This window comes from Kitasatospora sp. NPDC057015, from assembly GCF_042673745.1.
In the GTDB taxonomy this organism is placed as follows: Bacteria; Actinomycetota; Actinomycetes; order Streptomycetales; family Streptomycetaceae; genus Kitasatospora.
Genome location: NZ_JBHUSG010000023.1, coordinates 89,085 through 113,026 on the forward strand (window position 1 = coordinate 89,085; position 23,942 = coordinate 113,026).

Annotated in this window: 3 protein-coding genes and 1 pseudogene; all 4 read right to left on the reverse strand. The window is 75.7% G+C overall.

Annotated elements, in window-relative coordinates:
* Positions 1–43: 43 nt before the first annotated feature.
* Entirely contained in the window at positions 44–1,573 is a 1,530-nt protein-coding gene (locus ACFTWP_RS22120; RefSeq protein ID WP_380266361.1) for an FAD-dependent monooxygenase, read from the reverse strand.
* Positions 1,570–5,832: pseudogene (locus tag ACFTWP_RS22125) on the reverse strand (type I polyketide synthase); the annotation flags it as partial. The gene ACFTWP_RS22120 and the pseudogene ACFTWP_RS22125, both read right to left, overlap by 4 nt.
* 20 nt (positions 5,833–5,852) lie before the next feature.
* Positions 5,853–17,504, reverse strand: a complete 11,652-nt coding sequence (locus ACFTWP_RS22130; protein WP_380266362.1) for an SDR family NAD(P)-dependent oxidoreductase — start codon at positions 17,502–17,504, stop codon at positions 5,853–5,855.
* 48 nt (positions 17,505–17,552) lie between these two features.
* Positions 17,553–23,936: an SDR family NAD(P)-dependent oxidoreductase gene (locus ACFTWP_RS22135; protein WP_380266364.1), complete on the reverse strand. Its 6,384-nt coding sequence runs from the start codon at positions 23,934–23,936 to the stop codon at positions 17,553–17,555.
* Positions 23,937–23,942 lie beyond the last annotated feature (6 nt).

Genomic DNA, 23,942 nt, shown 5'->3' on the forward strand with positions numbered 1-23,942 from the left:
TCCGGCCCACCCGGAGGTAATTTAGCATTCAACAAATGATCGATCAAGGAAGCCGGGAGACGTGGGTCCGCGGCGCTGCCCCCCGGCACGCCGTGGGGGCCGCGAACCAGGTGGCGAGGGCCGTCCGCAGGCCCTCCGGGTCGCGGTCGGTGTCGGCGGCCCAGGCGACGTGGCCGTCGGGGCGCAGGAGGACGGCCTCGGCCTCGATGCAGGGGGTGGCCTGGGCGAAGACGATGGTGACCTGGTCCTCCAGGCCCTCGGTCTCGGCCGTGTACGGGGTGGCCAGACCGCCCGTCAGGTCCAGCAGGACGCCCTGGCCCGCCCGCAGCAGGGCCGGGATGCTGGTGGCGCCGTCGGCCGTGACGAGCTCGGCGTGCGGCAGGCGGCGGCCGGTCAGCGGGTGCGCGTCCTCCTGGTCGGAGGGGTAGCGCACCGAGAGGCCGGTGACCAGGTCGAGCAGGTAGCGGCGGACGTTGTCGAACTTCGTCAGCTCGCCGATGATCGCGCGCAGCGGCGCCATCTCCTGCGGCGGGTGGCAGAGCGACACCTGGGCCCGGACGTTGTCGCACGCGGCCTGGCCCACCGGGTGGCGCTCGGCGTGGTAGGTGTCCAGCAGACCCTTCGGGGCGCGCCCTCGGAGGGTGGCGGCGAGCTTCCAGCCGAGGTTCACCGCGTCGTGGACGCCGGTGCCGATGCCCTGCCCGTTGAACGGGTAGTGCACGTGCGCCGCGTCGCCGGCCAGGAAGACCCGCCCCTGGGAGTAGCGCTCGGCGTTGCGGGTGGTGTTCGGGTAGCGGGTCAGCCAGCGGATGCCGGTCGCCTTGAGGTCCACCCCGGTCAGCCTGACGGTGGCCTCGCGCAGCTCCTCCAGGTCGACCGGGACGTCGTCGGCCGGCGGCTCGTAGCCGAACTCGGCGGACATCACGCGGAACAGGCCCGGCTCCAGCGGAGCGCCGAGGAAGTGCCCGCCGGTGGGCCGGTGGTGGACGCCGATGTGCTCGGCCTGCAGCTCCGAGTGCTCGATCTCCACCTCGCCGACGATGCCGTGGAAGACGGCGTCCACGCCCTCGAACTCGATGCCGGAGAGGGTGCGCACCACGCTCTCCCGGCCGTCGCAGCCCACCAGGTAGGAGCCGCGCAGCTCCTCGGTGGCCCCGTCGGCGCCGCGCAGCTCCACGGTCACCCCGTCCTCGTCGGGGCGGATGCCGGTGAGCTCCACGCCCCGGCGGAACTCCACGCCGAGCTCGCGGGCGCGCTTCTCCAGGCGGGTCTCCAGGCGCTGCTGGAGCAGCAGCAGGGTGTTCTCGTGCGGGCGCCCGGGGTTGGCGGACTCCATGAAGACGAAGCCGAAGTGCTCGGTCGGCAGCGGGAAGGCGCCCTCCCGCAGCTCGTCCATCAGGCCGCGCTGGTCGAGGAGTTCGATCGTGGTGGCGTTGACGGCGACGCCGGGGGCGTCGATACGGGGCTCCGGGGTCCGCTCCACGACCACGGCGTCCACTCCGAACAGCCCGAGCTCGCAGGCCAGCATGAGCCCGGCCGGTCCGGCGCCCGCGATGATCACCTTGTCGGTCATGAGTTGATCCCTTCCATCGATACGGTGGCGACGTGCCGCGCGAGTTCCGCGGCCGTCGGGTTGTCGAAAAGTGCGCTGGGGGACAGCTCCAGGCCCGTGGTCTCCTTCAGCCGCCGGATCAGCTCCAGGGCGGCGAAGGACGTCATGCCGAGGTCCATCAGGTTGTCCTCGGCGCCGACCTCCTCGGCTGCTCCGTGGCCGAGCACGGTCCGCAGCTCCGTGACGAACAGCGCCGTCAGCAGGACCTCGCGCTCCTCGACGGAGGCCGCGGCCAGCCGGGCCGGCAGGTCCTGGGCGTCTCCCGGCCCGTCCGCGGGCTGCGCGGGAGCCTCGGCCCCCGGGCCTTGCACCGCCGCGGTGTCGGTGACGACGAGCACGGGCTCGTCGTGGCCGAGCAGCGGCCAGAGTGCCTGCAGCGCCTCGGCCGGGCTGGGGCCCTCCGGTGACCAGGGCCCCCACGTCACGGCCGTGGCGGCCTGGCCGAGCGCCCGGCGCCGCCGGACGGCCGCCTCGGCCGCCTGCCCCGCCGGAGCGGTGTTCAGGCTCAGGTACGAGGACACCTCCAGCGGGCGGGTGGCCTCGTCGAGTGCCGCCGCGCCCTCCTCGCCGATCTGGACGACCGCCAGCGGGCCCTCGGGCACCGCCGGTGCGGCGAGCGGATCGGCGACGTACGTGACGGGGACGCCGAGCGCGGTCAGCGCCGCCTCCTCGTACCCCTGGCCGGTGACGAACAGCCGCGTGACGCCGTCGGCGACCAGCTGCCGGGCGACGGCCGTGGTGCACTCGGCGTCGCCGGCGCCGATCCATCCGGCGGCGGCGGCCGGGCGCTGACGCCGCTCGGGTGCGAAGCGCGTCAGGTGGGCGGCGAACAGGCCGCCGCCCCGGACGGCGAACCGCTCCTCGGCGCCGGTCAGGGCCTGCGCGAGGAGGGCCGCGGTGCGGGCGCCGTCCTGGTCCCGGGCCGGGAGGTCGACCACCCGGTGGCCGGCGGCGAGGGCCGCGTCCCACCGGCGCGCCTGCGCCTCGTCGGGGACGGGGTCGGTGGAGCCGACGGCGGTCGCGCCCCGGGTGAGCACCCAGGTCGGCGCGTCCGCCGGGGACGTCGGCGGTACGTCGGCCGTCGGCGGGACGATCACCGCGCGCAGCGGTGCGCCCTGCCCAGCGGGGGCGGCGCCCTGCCCGGCCTGGCCGGCCGGGATCCGGACGAGGTCGGCGCCCCGCCCGGCGAGGGCGGCCAGCAGCGGCTCGTCCTGCTCCGCGGGCGCGAGGACGGCCCAGCCGCCGGTCAGGTCGGCCCCGCCCGTCGGGACGGCCTGCCAGCGCGGCGCGTACGTCCAGCGGCGCCGGCGCCGCCAGCCGGCCAGCAGCGGCAGTGCCGCCGCGGCGGCCGCGGCGTCCTCCGGCCCCAGCCCCAGGGCGGCGGCGAAGCCGGCCTGGTCCTCGCCGTCCACGGCGGCCCAGAGCAGCGCGTCGGCGTGGTCGGCGGTGTCGCCCTGCGCCGCTCCGCCGGTGGCGTGCTGCGCGGAGAGCCAGCTGCGGCGCCGTTCGAAGGCGTAGGTGGGCAGGTCGGTACGGGTCCCGCCGACCAGGGCCGTCGCCCAGTCCACCGTGAGGCCGTGCACGTGGGCGGTGGCGGCGGCCAGCAACAGCGCGGCCGGCTCGGGCAGTTGCGGGCGCAGTGTCGGGAGCACGAGTGGCTCGCCGTCGGTGGTGCACTCCTTCACCAGCGGGGTGAGCGCCGGGTAGGGGCTGAGCTCCAGGAAGGTGCCCGTGCCCGTGCCGTGCAGGGTGGTGATGCCGTCGGCGAAGCGGACGGCGCCGCGCAGGTGGTTCACCCAGTAGTCGGCGTCGTACGCCTCGACGGGCTGGCCGGTGAGGTTGGAGATGACGGGGATGCTGGGCGGGTTATGGGTGATGGTCTCCGCGGTGGTGCGGAACTCGTCGAGGATCGGGTCCATGTGGGCGGAGTGGAAGGCGTGGCTGACCTTGAGTTCGGAGGTCCGCCTGCCCTGGGCCTTCCAGTGCGCCGCGACGGCCGCGACGGCCTCGGTGTCACCGGAGACGACGGTGGACGTGGGGGAGTTGACGGCGGCGACGCCACTGCCGGGGACGAGGGTGGCGAGCACCTCCTCCTCGGTGGCCTGGACGGCGATCATGGTGCCGCCGTCGGGGGCCGACTGCATGAGTCGGGCGCGCTCGGTCACCAGGGTGCAGGCGTCGGCGAGGGTGAGTACTCCGGCGCAGTGGGCGGCGCTGATCTCGCCGATGGAGTGGCCGATGAGGGCGTCGGGGGTGATGTTCCAGCTGCGGAGGAGGTGGTGGAGGGCGGTGTGGAAGGCGAAGAGGGCGGGTTGGGTGTATTCGGTGCGGTTGAGGCGGGTGGCGTCGGGGTCCTCCCACATGACTTCGCGCAGTTCGGGGGTGAGGTGGGTGAGGGCTTCGTCGAAGGCCTTGGCGAAGACGGGGTGGGCTGCGTGGAGTTCGCGGCCCATGCCGGGCCGCTGCGACCCCTGACCGGAGAAGACGAACGCGAGCCGGCCGCCGCGGGCGTCGGCGGTGGCGCTGACCGCAGCCGGCGAGGTCTCCCCGCGCGCCAGCAGGTCCAGCGCGCGCAGCCGGTCCTGCGGGTCCTGCGCCACGATGGCCGCCCGGTGGCCGAAGACGGCCCGGGTGGTCGCCAGCGAGAAGGCGATGTCGGCCGCCGGAACGTCCTGCCCGGGCCCGCCCTCGGCCACGAACTCGTGCAGCCGGCGGGCCTGTTCGCGCAGGCTGGACGGTGTCCGGGCGGACAGCAGCCAGGCCGTGGCGGCCGGCGCGTCCGCGGCCGGCTCCGGAGCGCGGTGCCCGCTCCCGTCGGGCGCGTCCGCGGCCGGCTCCTCCAGGATGACGTGGGCGTTGGTACCGCTGATGCTGAAGGAGGACACGCCTGCCCGGCGCGGCTGCTCGCCGCCCGGCCAGTCGACCGCCTCGGTGAGCAGCCGGACGTCGCCGGCCGACCAGTCCACGTGCGTGGTGGGCTGCTCGGCGTGCAGCGTCCGCGGCAGCACCCCGGCCCGCATCGCCATGACCATCTTGATGATGCCGCCGACCCCGGCCGCGGCCTGGGTGTGGCCGATGTTGGACTTGAGCGAGCCCAGCCAGAGCGGCCGCCGGCGGTCCTGCCCGTAGACGTCCAGCAGGGCCTGTGCCTCGATCGGGTCGCCGAGGGTGGTGCCGGTGCCGTGCGCCTCCACCGCGTCGACGTCGCCGGGCAGCAGCCCGGCGCCGGCCAGCGCGGCCTGGATGACCCGCTGCTGGGACGGCCCGTTGGGCGAGGTCAGACCGTTGCTGGCGCCGTCCTGGTTGACCGCCGAGCCCTTGACGACGGCGAGCACCCGGTGGCCGTTGCGGCGCGCGTCGGAGAGCCGCTCCAGCAGGATCAGGCCGGCGCCCTCGGAGAAGCCGGTGCCGTCGGTGGCCGCGGAGAACGCCTTGCAGCGTCCGTCCGGGGCCAGGCCCTGCTGGCGGCTGAACTCGATGAACACCCCGGGGGTGGACATCACGGTGACGCCGCCGGCGAGCGCCAGGTCGCACTCGCCGCTGCGCAGCGCCCGGGCCGCCAGGTGCACGGCCACCAGGGAGGAGGAGCAGGCGGTGTCGATGGAGACGGCCGGCCCCTCCAGTCCGAAGGTGTAGGAGATCCGGCCGGAGGCGACCGAGCCGGCGGTGCCGACCCCGAGGAACCCCTCGACCTCGCCGAGCGAACCGGACGCCGAGGCCGCGGACTTGGCGTCCGAGCCGTAGTCGTCGTACATGACGCCGGTGAAGACGCCGGTGCGGCTGCCCTTGAGGGTGGCCGGGTCGATGCCGGCCCGCTCGAAGGTCTCCCACGCCGTCTCCAGCAGCAGCCGCTGCTGGGGGTCGGTGGCGAGCGCCTCGCGCGGCGACATCCCGAAGAACGCCGGGTCGAACTCCCCGGCCTCGTAGAGGAATCCGCCCTCGGTGGAGTAGGTGGTGCCGAGCTTCTCCGGGTCCGGGTCGTAGAGCCGGTCCAGGTCCCAGCCGCGGTCGGCGGGGAAGGGGCCGATCGCGTCGGTGCCGCTCGCCACCAGGCGCCAGAGGTCCTCGGGGGAGGCGACTCCGCCCGGGTAGCGGCAGCCCATCGCGACGATCGCGACCGGCTCGCTGTCCCGTTCCTTGAGCGCGCGCAACTCGGCCCGGGTGCTCTGCAGTTCGGACGTGACCTTCTTGAGGTAGGTGACTATCCGCTCGTCGTCCGTCATGAGTGTCCGTCCGCCCTTCAGGAGAGACCGAGGTCGTTGTCGATGAATGCGAAAATCTCGTCGACCGTCGTCGCGGCCTCGATCTTCTGTGCGGCCTGGGCGTTCTCCTCGGCCCGGGCGTCCGGCTGCGGCTCACCGCCGCCGGCGGAGTCCGTGAGGGCGCGGGTCAACCGGGTCAGTCGCAGGGCGAGGGTGGCGCGTTCCTCCTCCGCCGGGGCGATGCGCCGGAGCGTCTCCTCGATCCGCTCCAGTTCGGACAGCAGCGCCACCACGGGGGACGGCGGTGCGAGGCGGGTCAGCAGGTGCGCGGCCAGCGCGACCGGCGTGGGGTGGTCGAAGATCATCGCGGCGGGCAGCCGCAGACCGGTGGCCGAGTTGAGCCGGTTGCGCAGCTCCACGGCCGTGAGGGAGTCGAAGCCGAGGTCCTTGAAGGCGAGTTCGGCGTCGACGGACTGCGCCGAGGCGTGTCCGAGCACCCCGGCGATCTGGTCGCGGACCAGCTCGCCGAGCAGGGCCAGGCGCTCCGGCTCGTCCAGCGGGGCCAGCCGCTCGACCAGCGGCGTGCCCGCCCCGGCGGCGGCCTCGACCGGCACCCGTACCAGGCCCTGGAGCAGCCGTGGCAGCGTCCCGGCCCGGGCCTGTGCGCGCAGCCCCGCGAGGTCCAGCCGGGCCGGTACCAGCACCGGCCGGTCGGCCGCCAGCGCCGCGTCGAAGGCCGCCAGGCCCTCCTGCGAGGGCAGGGCGATCATGCCGCCGCGCCGGGTGCGCTCGACGTCGGCGCCCTGGGTCATCTCGCTGGTCTGCTCCCACAGGCCCCAGGCCAGCGAGGTGGCGCGCAGCCCCGCGGCCCGCCGGGTGGCGGCCAGCGCGTCCAGCACGGCGTTGGCCGCGGCGTAGTTGGCCTGCGCCGGACTGCCGATGACGCCGGCGGCCGAGGAGAACAGCACCAGCGCCGCCGCCGGGTGCGCCCGGGTCAGCTCGTCCAGGTGCAGGGCCGAGTCGGCCTTGGCCCGCAGCACCGAGTGCAGCTGCTCGGCGGTCATGGCGTGCACCACCGCGTCGTCCAGGGTGCCGGCCGCGTGCACGACCGCGGTCAGCGGGCGCTCCGGCGGCAGGCTCGCCAGCAGGGCGGCCAGTTGCGTGCGGTCGGCCGCGTCGCAGGCGGCGACGGTGACGCTCGCGCCCGACTCCTCCAGTTCCGCGGCCAGTTCGGCCGCCCCCGGGGCGTCCGGGCCGCGCCGGCCGGCGAGCACCAGGTGCGCCGTCTTGTACCGGGTGACCAGGTGCCGGGCCAGCAGCGCGCCCAGGGTGCCGGTGCCGCCGGTGATCAGGACGGTGCCCTGCGGGTCGATCTCCACCGGGGTGGTGTCGTCGCCGGGGCGCAACTGGGCGAGGCGCGGCGCGAGCAGCCGTCCGGTGCGGCGGGCGAGCTGGCTCTCGCCGCTCGCGACCGCCGAGGCGACCACGGAGAGGTCGGGCGCCTCGTCGCCGGCCGGCAGGTCCAGCAGGACGAACCGGTCCGGGTTCTCGGTCTGCGCGGAGCGCAGCAGGCCCCAGACGGCGGCGCCGGCCAGGTCGCCGACGCCCTCCTCGGCGTCGGCGGCGACCGCGCCGCGGGTGACGAACACCAGCCGCGAGTCGGCGAAGGCGTCCTCGGCCAGCCAGCCCCGGACCAGCTCCAGCGCCTGCTCGGCCGCCGCGTGGACGGCCGCCACCGGGTCGCCGGCGGCGCCGCGTACGGTGACCGCCACCACCTCGGGCACGGCGGGGCCGGCCGCCAGCGCGGACAGCGCGCCGTCCAGCAGGTGCACCTGGCCGGCGGCGCCGGGCGCGGCCGCGACCGGCTGCCACACCGGCTCGTACAGCGGGCGCTCGCCCGCCGAGAGCATCTCGGCGGAGACCGGGCGCACCGTCAGCGCGTCGACGGACAGCACCGGCGTGCCCTGTGCGTCGGCCACCGTGATCCGCATCGACTCCGGACCGGCCGCGGTGATCCGCACCCGCAGCGTCCCCGTCGGCTCCACGACCGCGCCGTGCAGTCGCACCCCGGACCAGGCGAAGGGCAGCCGCAGCGGGCCCTCGGTGCCGTCCGCGCCGACGATCAGCGGGTGCAGGGCGGCGTCGAGCAGCGCCGGGTGGACGCTGTAGCCGCCCGCGTCGCCCTCGCCGGGCAGCGCGATCTCGGCGTACAGGTCCTCGCCGTGCCGCCGCAGGGACCGCAGGCCGCGGAAGGCCGGGCCGTAGTGGTAGCCGTGGTCGGCCAGGCCCTCGTACGCGTCGGTGAGGTCGACCGGCTGCGCGTCCTCGGGGACGCTGACCGGCTCGGGGGCGCCGGCGGCGGTCGCGGCGAGGGTGCCGGCGGCGTGCTCGGTCCAGCCGTCCTCGCCCTCGGTCGGCCGGGCGTGCACCGACACCGGTCGGGCCCCGGACTCCTCCGGCGCGCCCACCAGCACCTGCACCTGGACGGCGCCGCTCGTCGGCACCACCAGCGGTGCGCGCAGGGTGAGTTCCTCCACCCCGGCGGCGCCGACCAGGCCGGCCGCGTGCAGCGCGAGGTCCAGGTAGGCGGTGCCGGGGAGGATGCGGGTGCCGTGCACCGCGTGGTCGTCCAGCCAGGGGTGGGTCCGCGGCGACAGGCTGCCGGTGAGCAGCAGCTCGTCGCGGTGCGGGTGGCGGCTGGTGGCCAGCACGATCGGGTGCGAGCCGGGGGTGAGCCCCAGCCCGCTCGGGTCCCCGGCGGTGCTCGGCTCCGCGCTGAGCCAGAACCGCTCCCGCTGGAACGGGTAGGTCGGCAGTTCGGGCAGCGCGGGGAGGCCGGTCGGGGCGCCGCCGAACAGCGGGGCGAAGTCGAACGGCACGTCCCGGACGTGGCCTTCGGCGGCCGAGACCAGGAAGCGGTCCAGGCCGCCGTCGCCGCGGCGCAGGGTCGGCAGGACGACGCCGCTGACGCCGGCGGCGGCCAGCGCGTCGTCCACGGCCGCGGTGAGCACCGGGTGCGCGGTGGTCTCCACGAAGGTGCGGTGGCCGCTCTCCAGCAGCAGCTCCACCGTCTCGTGGAAGCGCACGGTGTTCCGCAGGTTCCGGAACCAGTAGTCGGCGTCGAGCGCGGCGGTGTCGAGCAGGCCGCCGGTGAGGGTGGAGTAGAACGCCACCTCGCCGCTGCGCGGGCGCAGGTCCTTCAGCAGGTCCAGCAGTTCCTCGCGCAGGCCGTCCACGTGCGGCGAGTGCGAGGCGTAGTCCACCGGGATCTTGCGGGCCCGCAGGCCTTCGGCCTCGCAGCCGGCGACGATCGCGTCCACCGCCTCCGGGCTGCCGGAGATGACGGTGCTCAGCGGGCCGTTGGTGGCCGCGACGGTGGCGGCGCCGGCGTACGGCTCCAGCAGCTCCCGGACCCGCTCGGCGGGCAGGGCGAGGGAGGCCATCGCCCCCGTACCGGCCAGCACGGTCAGGGCCCTGCTGCGCAGTGCCACGACCTTCGCGGAGTCCTCCAGGCTGAGCGCTCCCGCCACGTAGGCGGCGGCGATCTCGCCCTGGGAGTGGCCGATCACGGCGTCCGGGCGGACCCCGTGCGAGCGCCACAGTTCGGCCAGCGAGACCATGACCGCCCACAGGGCGGGCTGGACGACGTCGACGCGGTCCAGCGGGCCGTCCAGCTCCTCGGTCAGCGACCAGTCCACGTGCGGGGCCAGGGCCTCGGCGCAGGCCAGCATGTGGGCCCGGAAGACCGGCTGTTCGGCCATCAGGCGGGTCGCCATGCCCGTCCACTGCGAGCCCTGGCCGGGGAAGACGAAGACGGTGCGGCCGATCTCGCCGGCCGGCCCGCCGGTCACCACGGTGGGCAGCGGACGGCCTTCGGCCAGCGCCGCGAGTCCGGCGAGCAGTTCGTCCCGGTCGGCACCGACCACGGTGGCCCGGCGCTCGTGGCCGTGCCTGCCGGTGGTCAGGGCGCGGCCGAGCGCGGTGGCCGACAGGCCGGGGTCGGCCGTGGCGAAGGCGTGCAGGGCGCGGGCCCGGTCGCGCAGGGCCTGCTCGGTGCGGCCGGAGAGCGGCCAGGCCAGCGCGGCCGGCTGCTCGTCGGCCGTGCCGTCCGCGGGCCGTGCCGGGTCGGCCGCCGCGGGCGGCTCCTCCAGGACGACGTGGGCGTTGGTGCCGCTGATGCCGAAGGAGGAGACCGCGGCGCGCCTGGTCCGGCCCTCGGCGGCCCGCCAGTCCACGGGTTCGGTGAGCAGCTCGACGGCGCCCGCCGACCAGTCGATGTGCCGGCTGGGCTCGCTCACGTGCAGGGTCCTGGGCAGCACCTGGTGGCGCATCGCCATGACCATCTTGATGACGCCGGCGATGCCGGACGCGGCCTGGGTGTGGCCGATGTTGGACTTGATCGAGCCCAGCAGCAGCGGCCGGTCCTCCTCGCGGTCGCGGCCGTAGGTGGCGAGCAGGGCCTGCGCCTCGATCGGGTCGCCCAGGTTGGTGCCGGTGCCGTGCGCCTCGACGGCGTCCACGTCGCCGGTGGTCAGCCCGGCGGCGGCCAGGGCCGCCCGGATGACCCGCTGCTGGGCCGGTCCGCTGGGCGCGGTCAGGCCGTTGCTGGCGCCGTCCTGGTTGACCGCGGAGCCGCGGACCAGGCCGAGGATCCGGTGGCCGTTGCGCTGGGCGTCCGACAGCCGCTCCAGCAGGACCAGGCCCGCGCCCTCGGAGAAGCCGGTGCCGTTGGTGTCGTCGGAGAAGGCCCGGCAGCGGCCGTCGGGCGACAGCCCGCGCTGGCGGCCCAGCTCGACGAACAGCCCGGGGCTGGACATCACGGTGGAGCCGCCGGCGAGCGCCAGGTCGCACTCGCCGCCGCGCAGCGACTGGGCGGCCAGGTGCAGGGCGACCAGGGAGGAGGAGCAGGCGGTGTCGACGGAGACGGCCGGGCCCTCCAGCCCGAGGACGTAGCTGACCCGGCCGGAGGCGACCGAGGTGGTGGTGCCGGTGGCGAGGTACCCCTCCAGGTCGGCCGGCACGTCGGTGACCGTCGCGCCGTACTGCTGGGGGATCACCCCGGTGAAGACGCCGGTGCGGCTGCCGCGCAGGGTGGCCGGGTCGATGCCGGCGCGCTCGACGGTCTCCCAGGCGGTCTCCAGCAGCAGCCGCTGCTGGGGGTCGGTGGCGAGCGCCTCGCGCGGGGACATCCCGAAGAACGCGGGGTCGAAGTCGGCGGCGTCGTAGACGAATCCGCCGTGCCGGGTGTTGGTGGTGCCGGGCTGCTCCGGGTCGGGGTGGTAGAGCCGCTCCAGGTCCCAGCCGCGGTCGGTGGGGAACTCCCCGATGGCGTCCGTGGAGCTCGCCACCAGGTCCCACAGCTCGTCGGGCGAGGTCACGCCGCCGGGGTAGCGGCAGCCCATCGCGACGATGGCGATCGGCTCGTCCCGGCCGGCGGAGGGCCCCGCCGGGGCGAGCGGCGCGGGCGTGTCGGCGCGGTTGCCGGCGATCTCCTCGCGCAGGTGGGCGGCGAGCGCGGCCGGGGTGGGGTGGTCGAAGACCAGGGTGGCGGAGAGCCGCAGTCCGGTGGCGGTGCTCAGGCGGTTGCGGAACTCCACGGCGGTCAGCGAGTCGAACCCGAGCCCCTTGAAGGCCAGTTCCATGTTCACCACGTCCGCCGAGGCGTGGCCGAGCACGGTCGCGACGTTGGCCCGCACCAGGTCGCGGACGGCCCGGGTGAGCTCCGGCTCGGCCAGCCGCGACAGCTCGCCGGCGGCGGAGGCGCCGGCGGCGGCCGAGGCCGACGGGCGGCGGGTCCGCACCAGGCCGCGCAGCAGCGGCGGCAGCACCGGCAGCCGGCGCAGCCGGGCGGTGTCCAGCAGGGCCGGGACGACGGTCGGCACCCGCAGGTCGAGCGCCGCGCTGAACAGTTCGAGGCCCTGCTCGGAGCCGAGCGGGGTCAGGCCGGTCTGCCGGATCCGGGACAGCTGTGCGGCGTCCAGGTGCTCGGTGATGGTGCTGGTCTGCTCCCACAGCGGCCAGGCCATGGCGACGGCCGGCAGGCCCCGGGCGTGCCGCAGCTGCGCCAGGCCGTCCAGGGCGGCGTTGGCCGCGGCGTAGTTGGCCTGGCCGGGGTTGCCGAGGGTGCCCGCGAGGCTGGAGAACATCACGAACGCCGCCAGGTCGGCGTCCGCGGTGAGGCGGTGCAGGTGCAGCGCCGCGTCGGCCTTGACGCGGACCACCGGGGCCAGCCGCTCGGGGGTGAGCGACTCCAGCAGGACGTCGTCGGCGGTGCCGGCGATGTGCAGGACGGCGGTGAGGGGGTGGTCGGTGGGGATGTGGGCGAGGGTGTCGGCGAGGGCGTTCTCGTCGGCGGTGTCGCAGGCGGCGAGGGTGACGGTGGCGCCGGCTGCTTCGAGTTCGGCGGCGAGTTCGGTGGCGCCGGGGGCGGCTGCGCCGCGGCGGCTGAGGAGGAGCAGGTGGCGGGCGCCGTGTTCGGTGACGAGGTGGCGGGCGGTGAGGGCGCCGAGGGTGCCGGTGCCGCCGGTGATCAGGACGGTGCCCTCGGGGTCGAGCGCGGCCGGGATGGTGACGACGAGCTTGCCGGTGTGCTTGGCCTGACCGAGGTGGCGGAACCCGTCGGGGGCGTGCCGGATGTCGAACGCGGTGACGGGGAGCGGCTGCAGGGTGCCGTCCGCGAACAGCGCGCCGAGCTCGGTGAGCATCTGCTGGATCCGGTCGGGGCCGGCGTCCATCAGGTCGAAGGGCAGGTAGTCGACACCGGGGTGCTGGGCGCCGATGGCCTCGGGGTCGCGGATGTCGGTCTTGCCGATCTCCAGGAACCGGCCGCCGTTCGGCAGCAGGTCGAGGGAGGCGTCGACGAACTCGCGGGCGAGGGAGTTGAGGATGACGTCCATGCCGGCGCCGGCGGTGTGGCCGAGGAACTGGCGGTGGAAGTCGGTGGTGCGGGAGTTGGCGATGTGGTCCTGGTCGAGGCCCTGTCCGCGCAGGACGGGCCACTTGCCGGGGCTGGCGGTGCCGTAGACCTCGCCGCCGAGGTGGTGGGCGATCTGGGTGGCGGCGGTGCCGACGCCGCCGGTGGCGGCGTGGATCAGGACCTTCTCGCCGGGGCGCAGGTCCGCGAGGTCGGTGAGCCCGTACCAGGCGGTGAGGAAGACGATCGGGGTGGCGGCGGCCTGCGCGAACGACCAGCCGGCCGGCACCCGGGTCAGCAGCCGCGCGTCCGTCACGGTGGTCGGTGCCATCGCCCCGGTCAGCAGGCCCATCACGCGGTCGCCGACGGCCAGGCCGGTGACGTCCGGCGCGATCTCGGTGACGACGCCCGCGCCCTCGGAGCCGATCGGCGCGTTGCCCGGGTACATCCCGAGCGCGATCATCACGTCGCGGAAGTTCAGGCCGGCGGCGCGGACGGCGATCCGGACCTCGCCCGCGCCGAGCGGCCGGCCGGCCTCCTCGTCGGGCAGCAGGGCCAGGTTCTCCAGCGTGCCCTGCTCGGTGACGTTCAGCCGCCAGGCGTCGCCGGCGGGGACGCTCAGCCCGCCGTCGGTGTGCCGGACCAGCCGCGGCACCAGCAGCCGGCCCTCGCGCAGGGCGATCTGCGGCTCGTCCGAGCTGAGCGCGGCGGCCAGCTGCGTGCCGAGCGCGGCGTCCAGGTCGGCGTCGTCGCGGTCGGTGTCGACCAGCAGGAAGCGGCCGGGCTGCTCGGACTGCGCCGAGCGCACCAGGCCCCACACCGCGGAGAGCACCGGGTCGCCGCCGCCGTCGCCCGGCAGCACCGGGACGGCGCGGCGGGTGGCGATCGCCAGCCGGCTGTCGGCGAAGCGGTCCTCCGCCAGCCAGGTCTGCAGGAGGGCGAGCACGCGGCCGGTGACGGCCGCGGTGTCCTCCTGCGCGCCGGCCGAGACCGGTACCACCACGATCGCGGGGACGCTCCGCAGTGCGGCGAGGTCCTCCGTGACGACGTGGTCGGCGGGCTCGGCGCCCGCCTCGGTGGCGGGCGCGCTCCACACCACCCGGTAGAGGTTCCCGGCCGTGGCCGGTCCCGACTCGGCGGCTGCGGCGCGGCGCAGCGTGAGTGCGCCGACGGACAGCACCGGCGCCCCGGCCGGGTCCACGGCGTTGATCGCCAGGGTGTCGGTGGCCGCCGACGGGGTGAGGGTCACCCGCAGCGTCGCGGCGCCGGTCGCGTGCAGGCGGACGTCCGCCCAGGCGAAGGGGATGCGGGTGTGCACGTCGTCCGGAGCCAGGCCCAGGGCGTGCAGGGCGGCGTCCAGCAGGGCGGGGTGCAGGCCGAAGCCGGCGGTGTCGGTGCCCTCGGGCAGGGCGACCTCGGCGTACCAGGTGTCCCCGTCGCGCCAGGCGGCGCGCAGGCCCTGGAACACCGGGCCGTAGCCCAGGCCGTGGTCGGCGAGGCGGCCGTACAGGCCGTCCAGGGCGGCCGGTTCGGCGCCCGGCGGCGGCCAGGCGGCGCCGGTCGGGGCCGGCGCGGGCGCGGCGGGCAGCAGGGTGCCGCTGGCGTGCCGGGTCCAGACCAGGTCGAGCTGCTGCTCGTCGCCGTCCTCCGGGGCGGAGTGCACGGTGAGCGTGCGGCGGCCGTCGTCGTCGGCGCCGCCCACCACGACCTGCACCCGGACGGCGCCGGTGGCGGCGAGGACGAGCGGGGCCTCCAGGGTCAGCTCCTCCACCGTCTCGCAGCCGACCTGGTCGGCCGCGTGCAGCGCGAGGTCCGCGAAGGCGGTGCCGGGCAGCAGGATCGAGCCCTGCACCTGGTGCTGGGCCAGCCACGGCTGGGTGGCGGTCGAGATCCGGCCGGTGAGCAGCAGGCCGTCACCCTCGGCCAGGCCCACCACGGCGCCCAGCAGCGGGTGTCCGGCGGCGCCCAGCCCGGCGCCGCCGACGTCCCCGCCGGAGGTCGGGCGCAGCCAGTGGTGGACGCGGTCGAACGGGTACGTCGGCAGGTCCTCGGCCGGCACCTCCTCCGCCGCGGGCACCGTCACGGTGCTCCAGTCCGGGCCGGCGCCGTACGCGTACGCCTTCGCCAACGCGCCCGTGTAGCAGAGGGTTTCGCTCTGGCCGCGGCGCAGGGTGTGGATGGTGGCGGTGCTGTCGGGGGGCAGGGTCTCGGCGGCGAGGGCGGTGAGGACGGGGTCGGGGCCGATCTCGACGTAGGTGGTGGCGCCGCGGCGGTGGAGTTCGGTGACGCCGTCGGCGAAGCGGACGGCGCCGCGCAGGTGCCGCACCCAGTAGTCGGCGTCGTACGCCTCGACGACCTTGCCGTTCAGGTTGGAGACCACCGGCAGGCTGGGCCGACCGTAGGTCAGTCGGGCGGCTTCGGTGCGGAAGTCTTCGAGGATCGGGTCCATGTGGGCGGAGTGGAAGGCGTGGCTGACCTTGAGGGTGGAGGTCTTGCGGCCCTGGTCGCGCCAGGTCTGTCCGAGGGTGGTGACGGCTTGGGTGTCGCCGGAGATGACGACGGAGGTGGGGGAGTTGACGGCGGCGACGGTGGTGCCGTCGGTGAGGGTGGCGGTGATCTCGTCCTCGGTGCCCTGGACGGCGATCATGGCGCCGCCGGCGGGGGCGGACCACATCAGCCGGGCGCGGGCGGTGACCAGGGCGCAGGCGTCGACGAGGGAGAGCACGTCGGCGCAGTGGGCGGCGGTGAGTTCGCCGATGGAGTGGCCGACCAACTGGTCGGGCTGCACGCCGTGGTGGACGAGCAGGCGGTAGAGGGCGCTCTGGAAGGCGAAGAGGGCGGGCTGGGCGTGCCGGGTCTCGTTGAGCGCGTCGGCGTCCTCGCCCCACATCACCTCCTTGAGGCCGGGTTCGAGGTGCGCGAGTGCCGCGTCCAGGGCGGCGGCGAACACCGGGTGGGCGTCGTAGAGTTCGCGGCCCATGCCGAGCCGCTGCGAGCCCTGGCCGGAGAACAGGAACGCCGTCCGGCCGCCCTCCACGGCCGTGCCCCGCAGGACGTCGGTGGCCTCGGCGCCGTCGGCGAGCGCCGCCAGGGCGGCCAGCAGGCCCGCCCGGTCGTCCGCGAGGACGGTCGCGCGGTGCGGGAAGTGGGCCCGGGTCAGGGCGAGGGTGCGGCCGAGTGCGGCGGGGGCCAGCTCCGGGCGGGCGGCGGTGAAGGCGTGCAGGTGGGCGGCCTGGGCGCGCAGCGCGGCCGGCGACTTCGCGGAGAGCGGCAGCAGGGCCGGGCCGGCCACGCCGACGGCCGGCGCCGGGGCGCTCTCCTGCGGGGCGGGCGTCTCCTGCGGGGCGGCCGGGGCCTCGTCCTCCGCCTCGACGGGTGCGTCCTGCGGGGCCTGCTCCAGGATGATGTGGGCGTTGGTGCCGCTGATGCCGAAGGAGGAGACGGCCGCCCGGCGCGGACGCTCGGACTGCGGCCAGTCCACCGCCTCGGTCAGCAGCTCCACGTCGCCGGCGGACCAGTCGATGTGCGGGCTGGGCTCGGTGATGTGCAGCGTCTTGGGGATCACCCCGTGCCGCATCGCCATGATCATCTTGATCATGCCGGCGACACCGGCGGCGGCCTGGGTGTGGCCGATGTTGGACTTGATCGAGCCCAGCCACAGCGGCCGGCCCTCCGGACGGCCCTGCCCGTAGGTGGCGATGACCGCCTGCGCCTCGATCGGGTCGCCCAGCGTCGTACCGGTGCCGTGCGCCTCCACCGCGTCCACGTCCGCGGTGGTCAGCCCGGCCGCCGCCAGCGCCGACTGGATCACCCGCTGCTGGGCCGGACCGCTGGGCGCGGTCAGGCCGTTGCTGGCGCCGTCCTGGTTGACCGCGGAGCTGCGGATCAGGCCGAGCACCCGGTGGCCGTTGCGCCGGGCGTCCGACAGCCGCTCCAGCAGCAGCAGACCCGCGCCCTCGCCCCAGCCCGTACCGTCCGCCGAGGCCGAGAACGCCTTGCAGCGGCCGTCGGCGGAGAGCCCGCGCTGCTTGCCGAACTCCACGAACGGGCTCGGCGAGCAGATCACCGTGACACCGCCGGCCAGCGCCAGCTCGCACTCGCCGCTGCGCAGCGACTGCGCCGCCAGGTGCACCGCCACCAGCGACGCCGAACAGGCGGTGTCGATGGAGACCGACGGGCCCTCCAGGCCGAAGGTGTACGAGACCCGGCCGGAGGCGACCGAGGTGGTGGTGCCGGTGGCGAGGTACCCCTCCAGGTCCTCCGGCACCGGGCGGGCGTCGGAGCCGTAGTGCTGCGGGATCACCCCGGCGAACACGCCGGTGCGGCTGCCGCGCAGGGTGGCCGGGTCGATGCCGGCCCGCTCGAAGGTCTCCCACGCCGTCTCCAGCAGCAGCCGCTGCTGGGGGTCGGTGGCCAGGGCCTCGCGCGGGGACATCCCGAAGAACGCCGGGTCGAAGCCGCCCGCGCCGTCGACGAACCCGCCGTGCCGGGTGTACGTGGTGCCCGGGTGGTCCGGGTCCGGGTCGTACAGCCGGTCCAGGTCCCAGCCGCGGTCGCGCGGGAACTCCCCGATCGCGTCCGTGCCGGACGCCACCAGCTCCCACAGCTCGTCCGGGGAGGCGACGCCGCCCGGCAGCCGGCAGCTCATGGCCACCACGGCGATCGGCTCCTGGCGTTCGGCCTCCAGCTCGTGCAGCCGTCGGCGGGCCTGCCGGAGGTCGGCGGTGGCGCGCTTCAGGTATTCGCGGAACTTCTCTTCATTCCCCATGCGGTTCAACCCTCAAAAGACGTCGGAGTATCCGGGGCGGCCTGGTTCAGGAGATCCCTAGAACCCGAGTTCGCTGTCGAGCGCGTCGAAGAGCTCGTCGTCGGTGGCCGTTTCGAGATCGGCCTCGGACTCGTCGGCGGACAGCGTGCGCAGCAGTGCCTGGAGGCGGGTGGTGACGGTCCGGTGGTGCTCGCCGTCGAGGGCGCCACCGGCGAGGGCGGCTTCCAGCCGCTCCAGCTCGGCGAGCGCGGGCGGCTGCTCCTCCCCGTCGGACGGGGCCAGTTCGTCCGCCACGTGGGCGGCGAGCGCGGCCGGCGTCGGGTGGTCGAAGACCAGGGTCGCGGACAGCCGCAGTCCGGTGGCGCTGTTGAGGCGGTTCCGCAGCTCCACCGCGGTCAGGGAGTCGAAGCCGAGCTCCTTGAAGGTGCGCTGCAGGCCGATGGTGTCCTGGGCGCCGTGGCCGAGGACGGTGGCGATGTTCGCCAGCACCGTCTCCTGCACCAGGGCGCGGCGCTGCCCGGTGCCCAGGCCGGCGAGCCGGGAGTGCAGGGACGGGCCGCTCGCGGTGGCGGCCGCGGCCGTCCGCCGCACCCGCACCAGCGCGCTCAGGATCGGCGGCAGCGCACCGGCCGCCGCCCGCAGCCGGCCGGTGTCGATCAGGGCCGGCACCAGGTTCGGCGTGCGCTGGGCGATCGCCGAGCTGAGCAGGCGCATGCCGCGGTCCGAGGGCAGCGGCGTCAGGCCGGTCTCCCGGATCTTGGACAGCTGTGCGGCGTCCAGGTGCTCGGTGATGGTGCTGGTCTGCTCCCACAGCGGCCAGGCGAGGCTGGTGGTGGCCCGGCCCAGGGTGCTGCGGTGGTGGGCCAGCGCGTCCAGGTAGGTGTTGGCGGCGGCGTAGTTGCCCTGGCCGGGGTTGCCCAGGGTGCCCGCGAGGCTGGAGAACATCACGAACGCCGCGAGGTCCTGGTCGGCGGTGAGGCGGTGCAGGTTCCAGGCGGTGGTGGCCTTGGCGCCCAGCACCGTGTCCAGGTGCTTGGGCGTCAGGTTGTCGATCGTGGTGTCGTCGGCGGTGCCGGCGATGTGCAGGACGGCGGTGAGGGGGTGTGCGGTGGGGATGCGGGCGAGGGCGTCGGCGAGGGCGTTCTCGTCGGCGGTGTCGCAGGCGGCGAGGGTGACGGTGGCGCCGGCCGCCTCCAGCTCCGCGGCGAGTTCGGTGGCGCCGGGCGCGGCTGCGCCGCGGCGGCTGAGGAGGAGCAGGTGGCGGGCGCCGTGTTCGGTGACGAGGTGGCGGGCGGTGAGGGCGCCGAGGGTGCCGGTGCCGCCGGTGATCAGGACGGTGCCCTCGGGGCCGAGCGCGGCCGGGATGGTGACGACCAGCTTGCCGGTGTGCTTGGCCTGGCTCATGTGCCGGAAGGCCTCCGGAGCCTGCTGCATGTCGAACGCGGTGACCGGGAGCGGCAACAGGGTGCCGTCCGCGAACAGCGCGCCGAGCTCACCGAACATCTGCTGGATCCGGTCGGGGCCGGCGTCCATCAGGTCGAAGGGCAGGTAGTCGACACCCGTGTACCGGGCGCCGATGGCCTCGGGGTCGCGGATGTCGGTCTTGCCGATCTCCAGGAACCGGCCGCCGTTCGGCAGCAGGTCGAGGGAGGCGTCGACGAACTCGCGGGCGAGGGAGTTGAGGATGACGTCCATGCCGGCGCCGGCGGTGTGACCGAGGAACTGGCGGTGGAAGTCGGTGGTGCGGGAGTTGGCGATGTGGTCCTGGTCGAGGCCCTGTCCGCGCAGGACGGGCCACTTGCCGGGGCTGGCGGTGCCGTAGACCTCGCCGCCGAGGTGGTGGGCGATCTGGGTGGCGGCGGTGCCGACGCCGCCGGTGGCGGCGTGGATCAGGACCTTCTCGCCGGGGCGCAGGTCCGCGAGGTCGGTCAGCCCGTACCAGGCGGTGAGGTAGACGATCGGGGTGGCGGCGGCCTGCGCGAACGACCAGCCGGCCGGGATCGGCGACACGTAGCGGTGGTCGGTCACCGTGGTCGGCGCCATGCCGCCGGTGAACAGGCCCATCACGCGGTCGCCGACGGCCACGCCGGTGACGTCCGGCGCGATCTCGGTGACGACGCCCGCGCCCTCGGAGCCGAGCGGTGCCTCGCCCGGGTACATCCCGAGCGCGATCAGCACGTCACGGAAGTTCAGGCCGGTGGCCCGCACCGAGACCCGGACCTCGCCCGCGCCGAGCGGCCGCCCGGCCTCCTCGTCGGGCAGCAGGGTGAAGTTCTCCAGCGTGCCCTTCTCGGTGACGCCCAGTCGCCACGGTCCGTCGGGGGTGACCAGACCGGACGGCGTGTACCGCCGCAGCCGCGGCACCAGCAGCCGGCCCTCGCGCAGGGCGACCTGCGGCTCGCCCGACGCCAGGACGGCGCCCAGCGCGGCGCCCGGGTCGGCGTCGTCGCGGTCGGTGTCGACCAGCAGGAAGCGGCCGGGCTGCTCGGACTGCGCCGAGCGCACCAGGCCCCACACCGCCGCCCCCGCCAGGTCGGCGACGTCCTCGCCGAGCTGGGCGGCGACCGCGCGGCGGGTGACGACCGCGAGCCGGCCGTCGGCGAACCGGTCGTCGGCCAGCCACGCCTGGAGGGTCTCCAGCACCGGTTCGAGGGCGGCCCGCGGGTCGTCCCCGGCCGGCGGGCGCAGCACCAGGACCTCGGCCGCCGCGGCCTCCGGCAGGGCGAGCCCGGCCGGGCCGTCGATCGTCAGGTGACGGACCGCCGGCACCTCCTCGGGGGTCGGCTGCGCCGACCAGAGCACCTGGTACAGGTCGTCGGTCGCGGCCGCCGCGGCCGGCTGCCCGGTGGGCAGCGGGCGGACGGTCAGCGCCTCGGCGGTCAGTACCGGGGCGCCGTCGGCGTCGGTGCAGGTGATCGCGACGGTGTCCTCGCCGGCGGGGGTGAGGGTGACCCGCAGGGCGGTGGCGTCGCTCGCGTGCAGTTCGACGCCCGCCCAGGAGAACGGGAGGCGCGGGCCGCCGCTCTCCGGGGCGAGCCCGAGGGTGTGCAGGGCGGCGTCCAGCAGGGCGGGGTGCAGGCCGAAGCCGGCGGTGTCGGTGCCCTCGGGCAGGGCGACCTCGGCGTGCCAGGTGTCGCCGTCGCGCCAGGCGGCGCGCAGGCCCTGGAACACCGGGCCGTAGTCCAGGCCCTGCGGGTCGGGCGAGGCGTACAGCTCGTCCGTGTCGTGGCGGACGGCGCCCGGCGGGGGCCAGGCCGAGGTGCTCGCCGGTGCCGTGGCGGAGTCGGGGACGAGGGCGCCGGTGCCGTGCGGCGTCCACTCCTCGCGGCCGTCCTCGGTCTGCGGGCGGGAGTAGAACGCGAGGGTGCGGCGCCCCTCCTCGTCCGCCGGGCCGACGGTGAGCTGGAGCTCGACCGAGCGGCCCTCGGGGACCACCAGCGGGGCCTGCAGGACGAGGTCGTCCAGCCGGCCGCAGCCGACCTGGTCGCCGGCGTGCAGCGCCAGGTCCACGAAGGCGGTGCCCGGCAGCAGGACGGATCCGCCGACCCGGTGGTCCGTCAGCCACGGCTGCGCGGTGAGCGAGATCCGGCCGGTCAGCACCAGCCCGTCACCGTCGGCCAGCGACAGGGCGGCGCCCAGCAGCGGGTGCTCGGGCCGGCGCAGACCGGCGGCGGAGACGTCGGTGCCGTGCGCCTGCATCGGCAGCCAGTAGGTGCGGTGCTGGAAGGCGTAGGTGGGCAGTTCGAGCGCCTGCCCGGCCGGGGCCGGGCCGAAGAACGCCGGCCAGTCCACCCGGGCGCCCGCGCAGTGCGCCCGGGCCAGGGCGGTGACCGCCTCGGCCGTCTCGGGGCGGTCCCGGCGCAGGGTGTGGATGGTGGCGGTGCTGTCGGGGGGCAGGGTCTCGGCGGCGAGGGCGGTGAGGACGGGGTCGGGGCCGATCTCGACGTAGGTGGTGGCGCCGCGGCGGTGGAGTTCGGTGATGCCGTCGGCGAAGCGGACGGCGCCGCGCAGGTGGCGCACCCAGTAGTCGGCGTCGAACTCCCGGACGACCTTGCCGGTCAGGTTGGAGACCACCGGGATCCTCGCCGGACCGTAGGTCAGTTCGGCGGCCTCGGTGCGGAAGTCTTCGAGGATCGGGTCCATGTGGGCGGAGTGGAAGGCGTGGCTGACCTTGAGGGTGGAGGTCTTGCGGCCCTGGTCGCGCCAGTTCTGTCCGAGGGTGGTGACGGCTTGGGTGTCGCCGGAGATGACGACGGAGGTGGGGGAGTTGACGGCGGCGACGGTGGTGCCGTCGGTGAGGGTGGCGGTGATCTCGTCCTCGGTGCCCTGGACGGCGATCATGGCGCCGCCGGCGGGGGCGGACCACATCAGTCGGGCGCGGGCGGTGACCAGGGCGCAGGCGTCGACGAGGGAGAGCACGCCCGCGCAGTGCACGGCGGTCAGCTCGCCGATGGAGTGGCCGAGCAACTGGTCCGGGACGAGGCCCCAGCTCTCCAGCAGGCGGTAGAGGGCGCTCTGGAAGGCGAAGAGGGCGGGCTGGGCGTGCCGGGTCTCGTTGAGGGCGTCGGCGTCCTCGCCCCACATCACCTCCTTGAGGCCGGGTTCGAGGTGGGCGAGTGCGGCGTCCAGGGCGGCGGCGAACACCGGGTGGGCGTCGTAGAGTTCGCGGCCCATGCCGAGCCGCTGCGAGCCCTGGCCGGAGAACAGGAACGCCGTCTTGCCCGAGGCGGACCGGCGCTGCGTCAGGGCGGGGGACGGCCGCCCCTCGGCGAGCGCCGCCAGGCCCTCGGCGAGCGCGTCCGCGTCCGCGGCGACCACGGCCGCCCGCAGTTCCAGGTGCGAGCGGGTGCCGGCGAGCGCCGCGCCGACGGCCGCGGGCTCGACGCCCTCGGCCCGGCCCAGCTGTTCGAGCAGCCGGTCGGCCTGCTCGCGCAGGCCCGCCTCGGAGCGGGCGGAGAGCAGCCACGGCAGTACGGCGGGCGCCGCGACCGGCGCGCTCTGCGGTGCGCTCCCGGATCCGGGGGCCGGTACGGCCGGTCCGGGGGCCGGCTCGGGGGCCTGCTCCAGGACGACGTGGGCGTTGGTGCCGCTGATGCCGAAGGAGGAGACCGCCGCGCGCCGCGGGCGCCCGGTGGCGGGCCACTCGACGGCCCGGTCGAGCAGCCGGACCTGGCCGGAGGTCCAGTCGACGTGCGGGCTGGGCCGCTCGGCGTGCAGTGTCCGGGGCAGGGTGTGCTGCCGCATCGCCATGATCATCTTGATGATGCCGGCGACGCCGGCGGCGGCCTGGGTGTGGCCGATGTTGGACTTGATCGAGCCCAGCCAGAGCGGCTGGTCCTCCGGACGGCCCTGGCCGTAGGTGGCGAGCAGCGCCTGCGCCTCGATCGGGTCGCCCAGCGAGGTGCCGGTGCCGTGCGCCTCGACGGCGTCCACGTCGGCGGTGGTCAGCCCGGCCGCCTCCAGGGCGGCCTGGATCACCCGCTGCTGCGAGGGGCCGTTGGGGGCGGTCAGGCCGTTGCTGGCACCGTCCTGGTTCACGGCGGAGCCCTTGACCAGGCCGAGCACCCGGTGCCCGTTGCGGCGCGCGTCCGACAGCCGCTCCAGCAGCAGCAGGCCGACGCCCTCGCCCCAGCCGGTGCCGTCCGCCTCGGCGGAGAACGCCTTGCAGCGCCCGTCCGGCGACAGGCCGCGCTGGCGGCCGAAGCCGACGAACAGGCCCGGCGTGGCGATCACCGTGACACCGCCGGCCAGCGCCAGCTCGCACTCGCCGCTGCGCAGCGACTGCGCCGCCAGGTGGACGGCCACCAGCGAGGAGGAGCAGGCGGTGTCGATGGTCACCGACGGCCCCTCCAGCCCCAGCACGTAGCTGACCCGGCCGGAGGCCACGCTGCCGGCGCTGCCGGTGCCGAGGTAGCCCTCCAGGTCGGCCGGGGGGTTGACCGCGCGGGTGGCGTAGTCGTCGTACATCACGCCGGCGAACACGCCGGTGCGGCTGCCCTTCAGGCCGGCCGGGTCGATGCCGGCCCGCTCGAAGGTCTCCCACGCCGTCTCCAGCAGCAGCCGCTGCTGGGGGTCGGTGGCGAGTGCCTCACGCGGGGACATGCCGAAGAAGTCGGCGTCGAACTCGCCCGCCTCGTACAGGAATCCGCCGTGGCGGGTGTACGTGGTGCCGGCGTGGTCCGGGTCCGGGTCGTAGAGGCCGGCCAGGTCCCAGTCGCGGTCGGCGGGGAACTCGCCGACCGCGTCGGTGCCGGCCTCCACCAGCTGCCACAGGTCCTCGGGGGAGCGGACGCCGCCCGGGTAGCGGCATCCCATCGCCACGACGGCGATCGGCTCGTCCGGCGTGACGGCGGCCGTCAGCCGTGCGGCCTGGCGCAGGCGCTCGTTCTCCTTGAGCGCGGCGCGCAGCGCGTTCACAACCTTCTGGTCGGGCGTCGCCATGGGGGA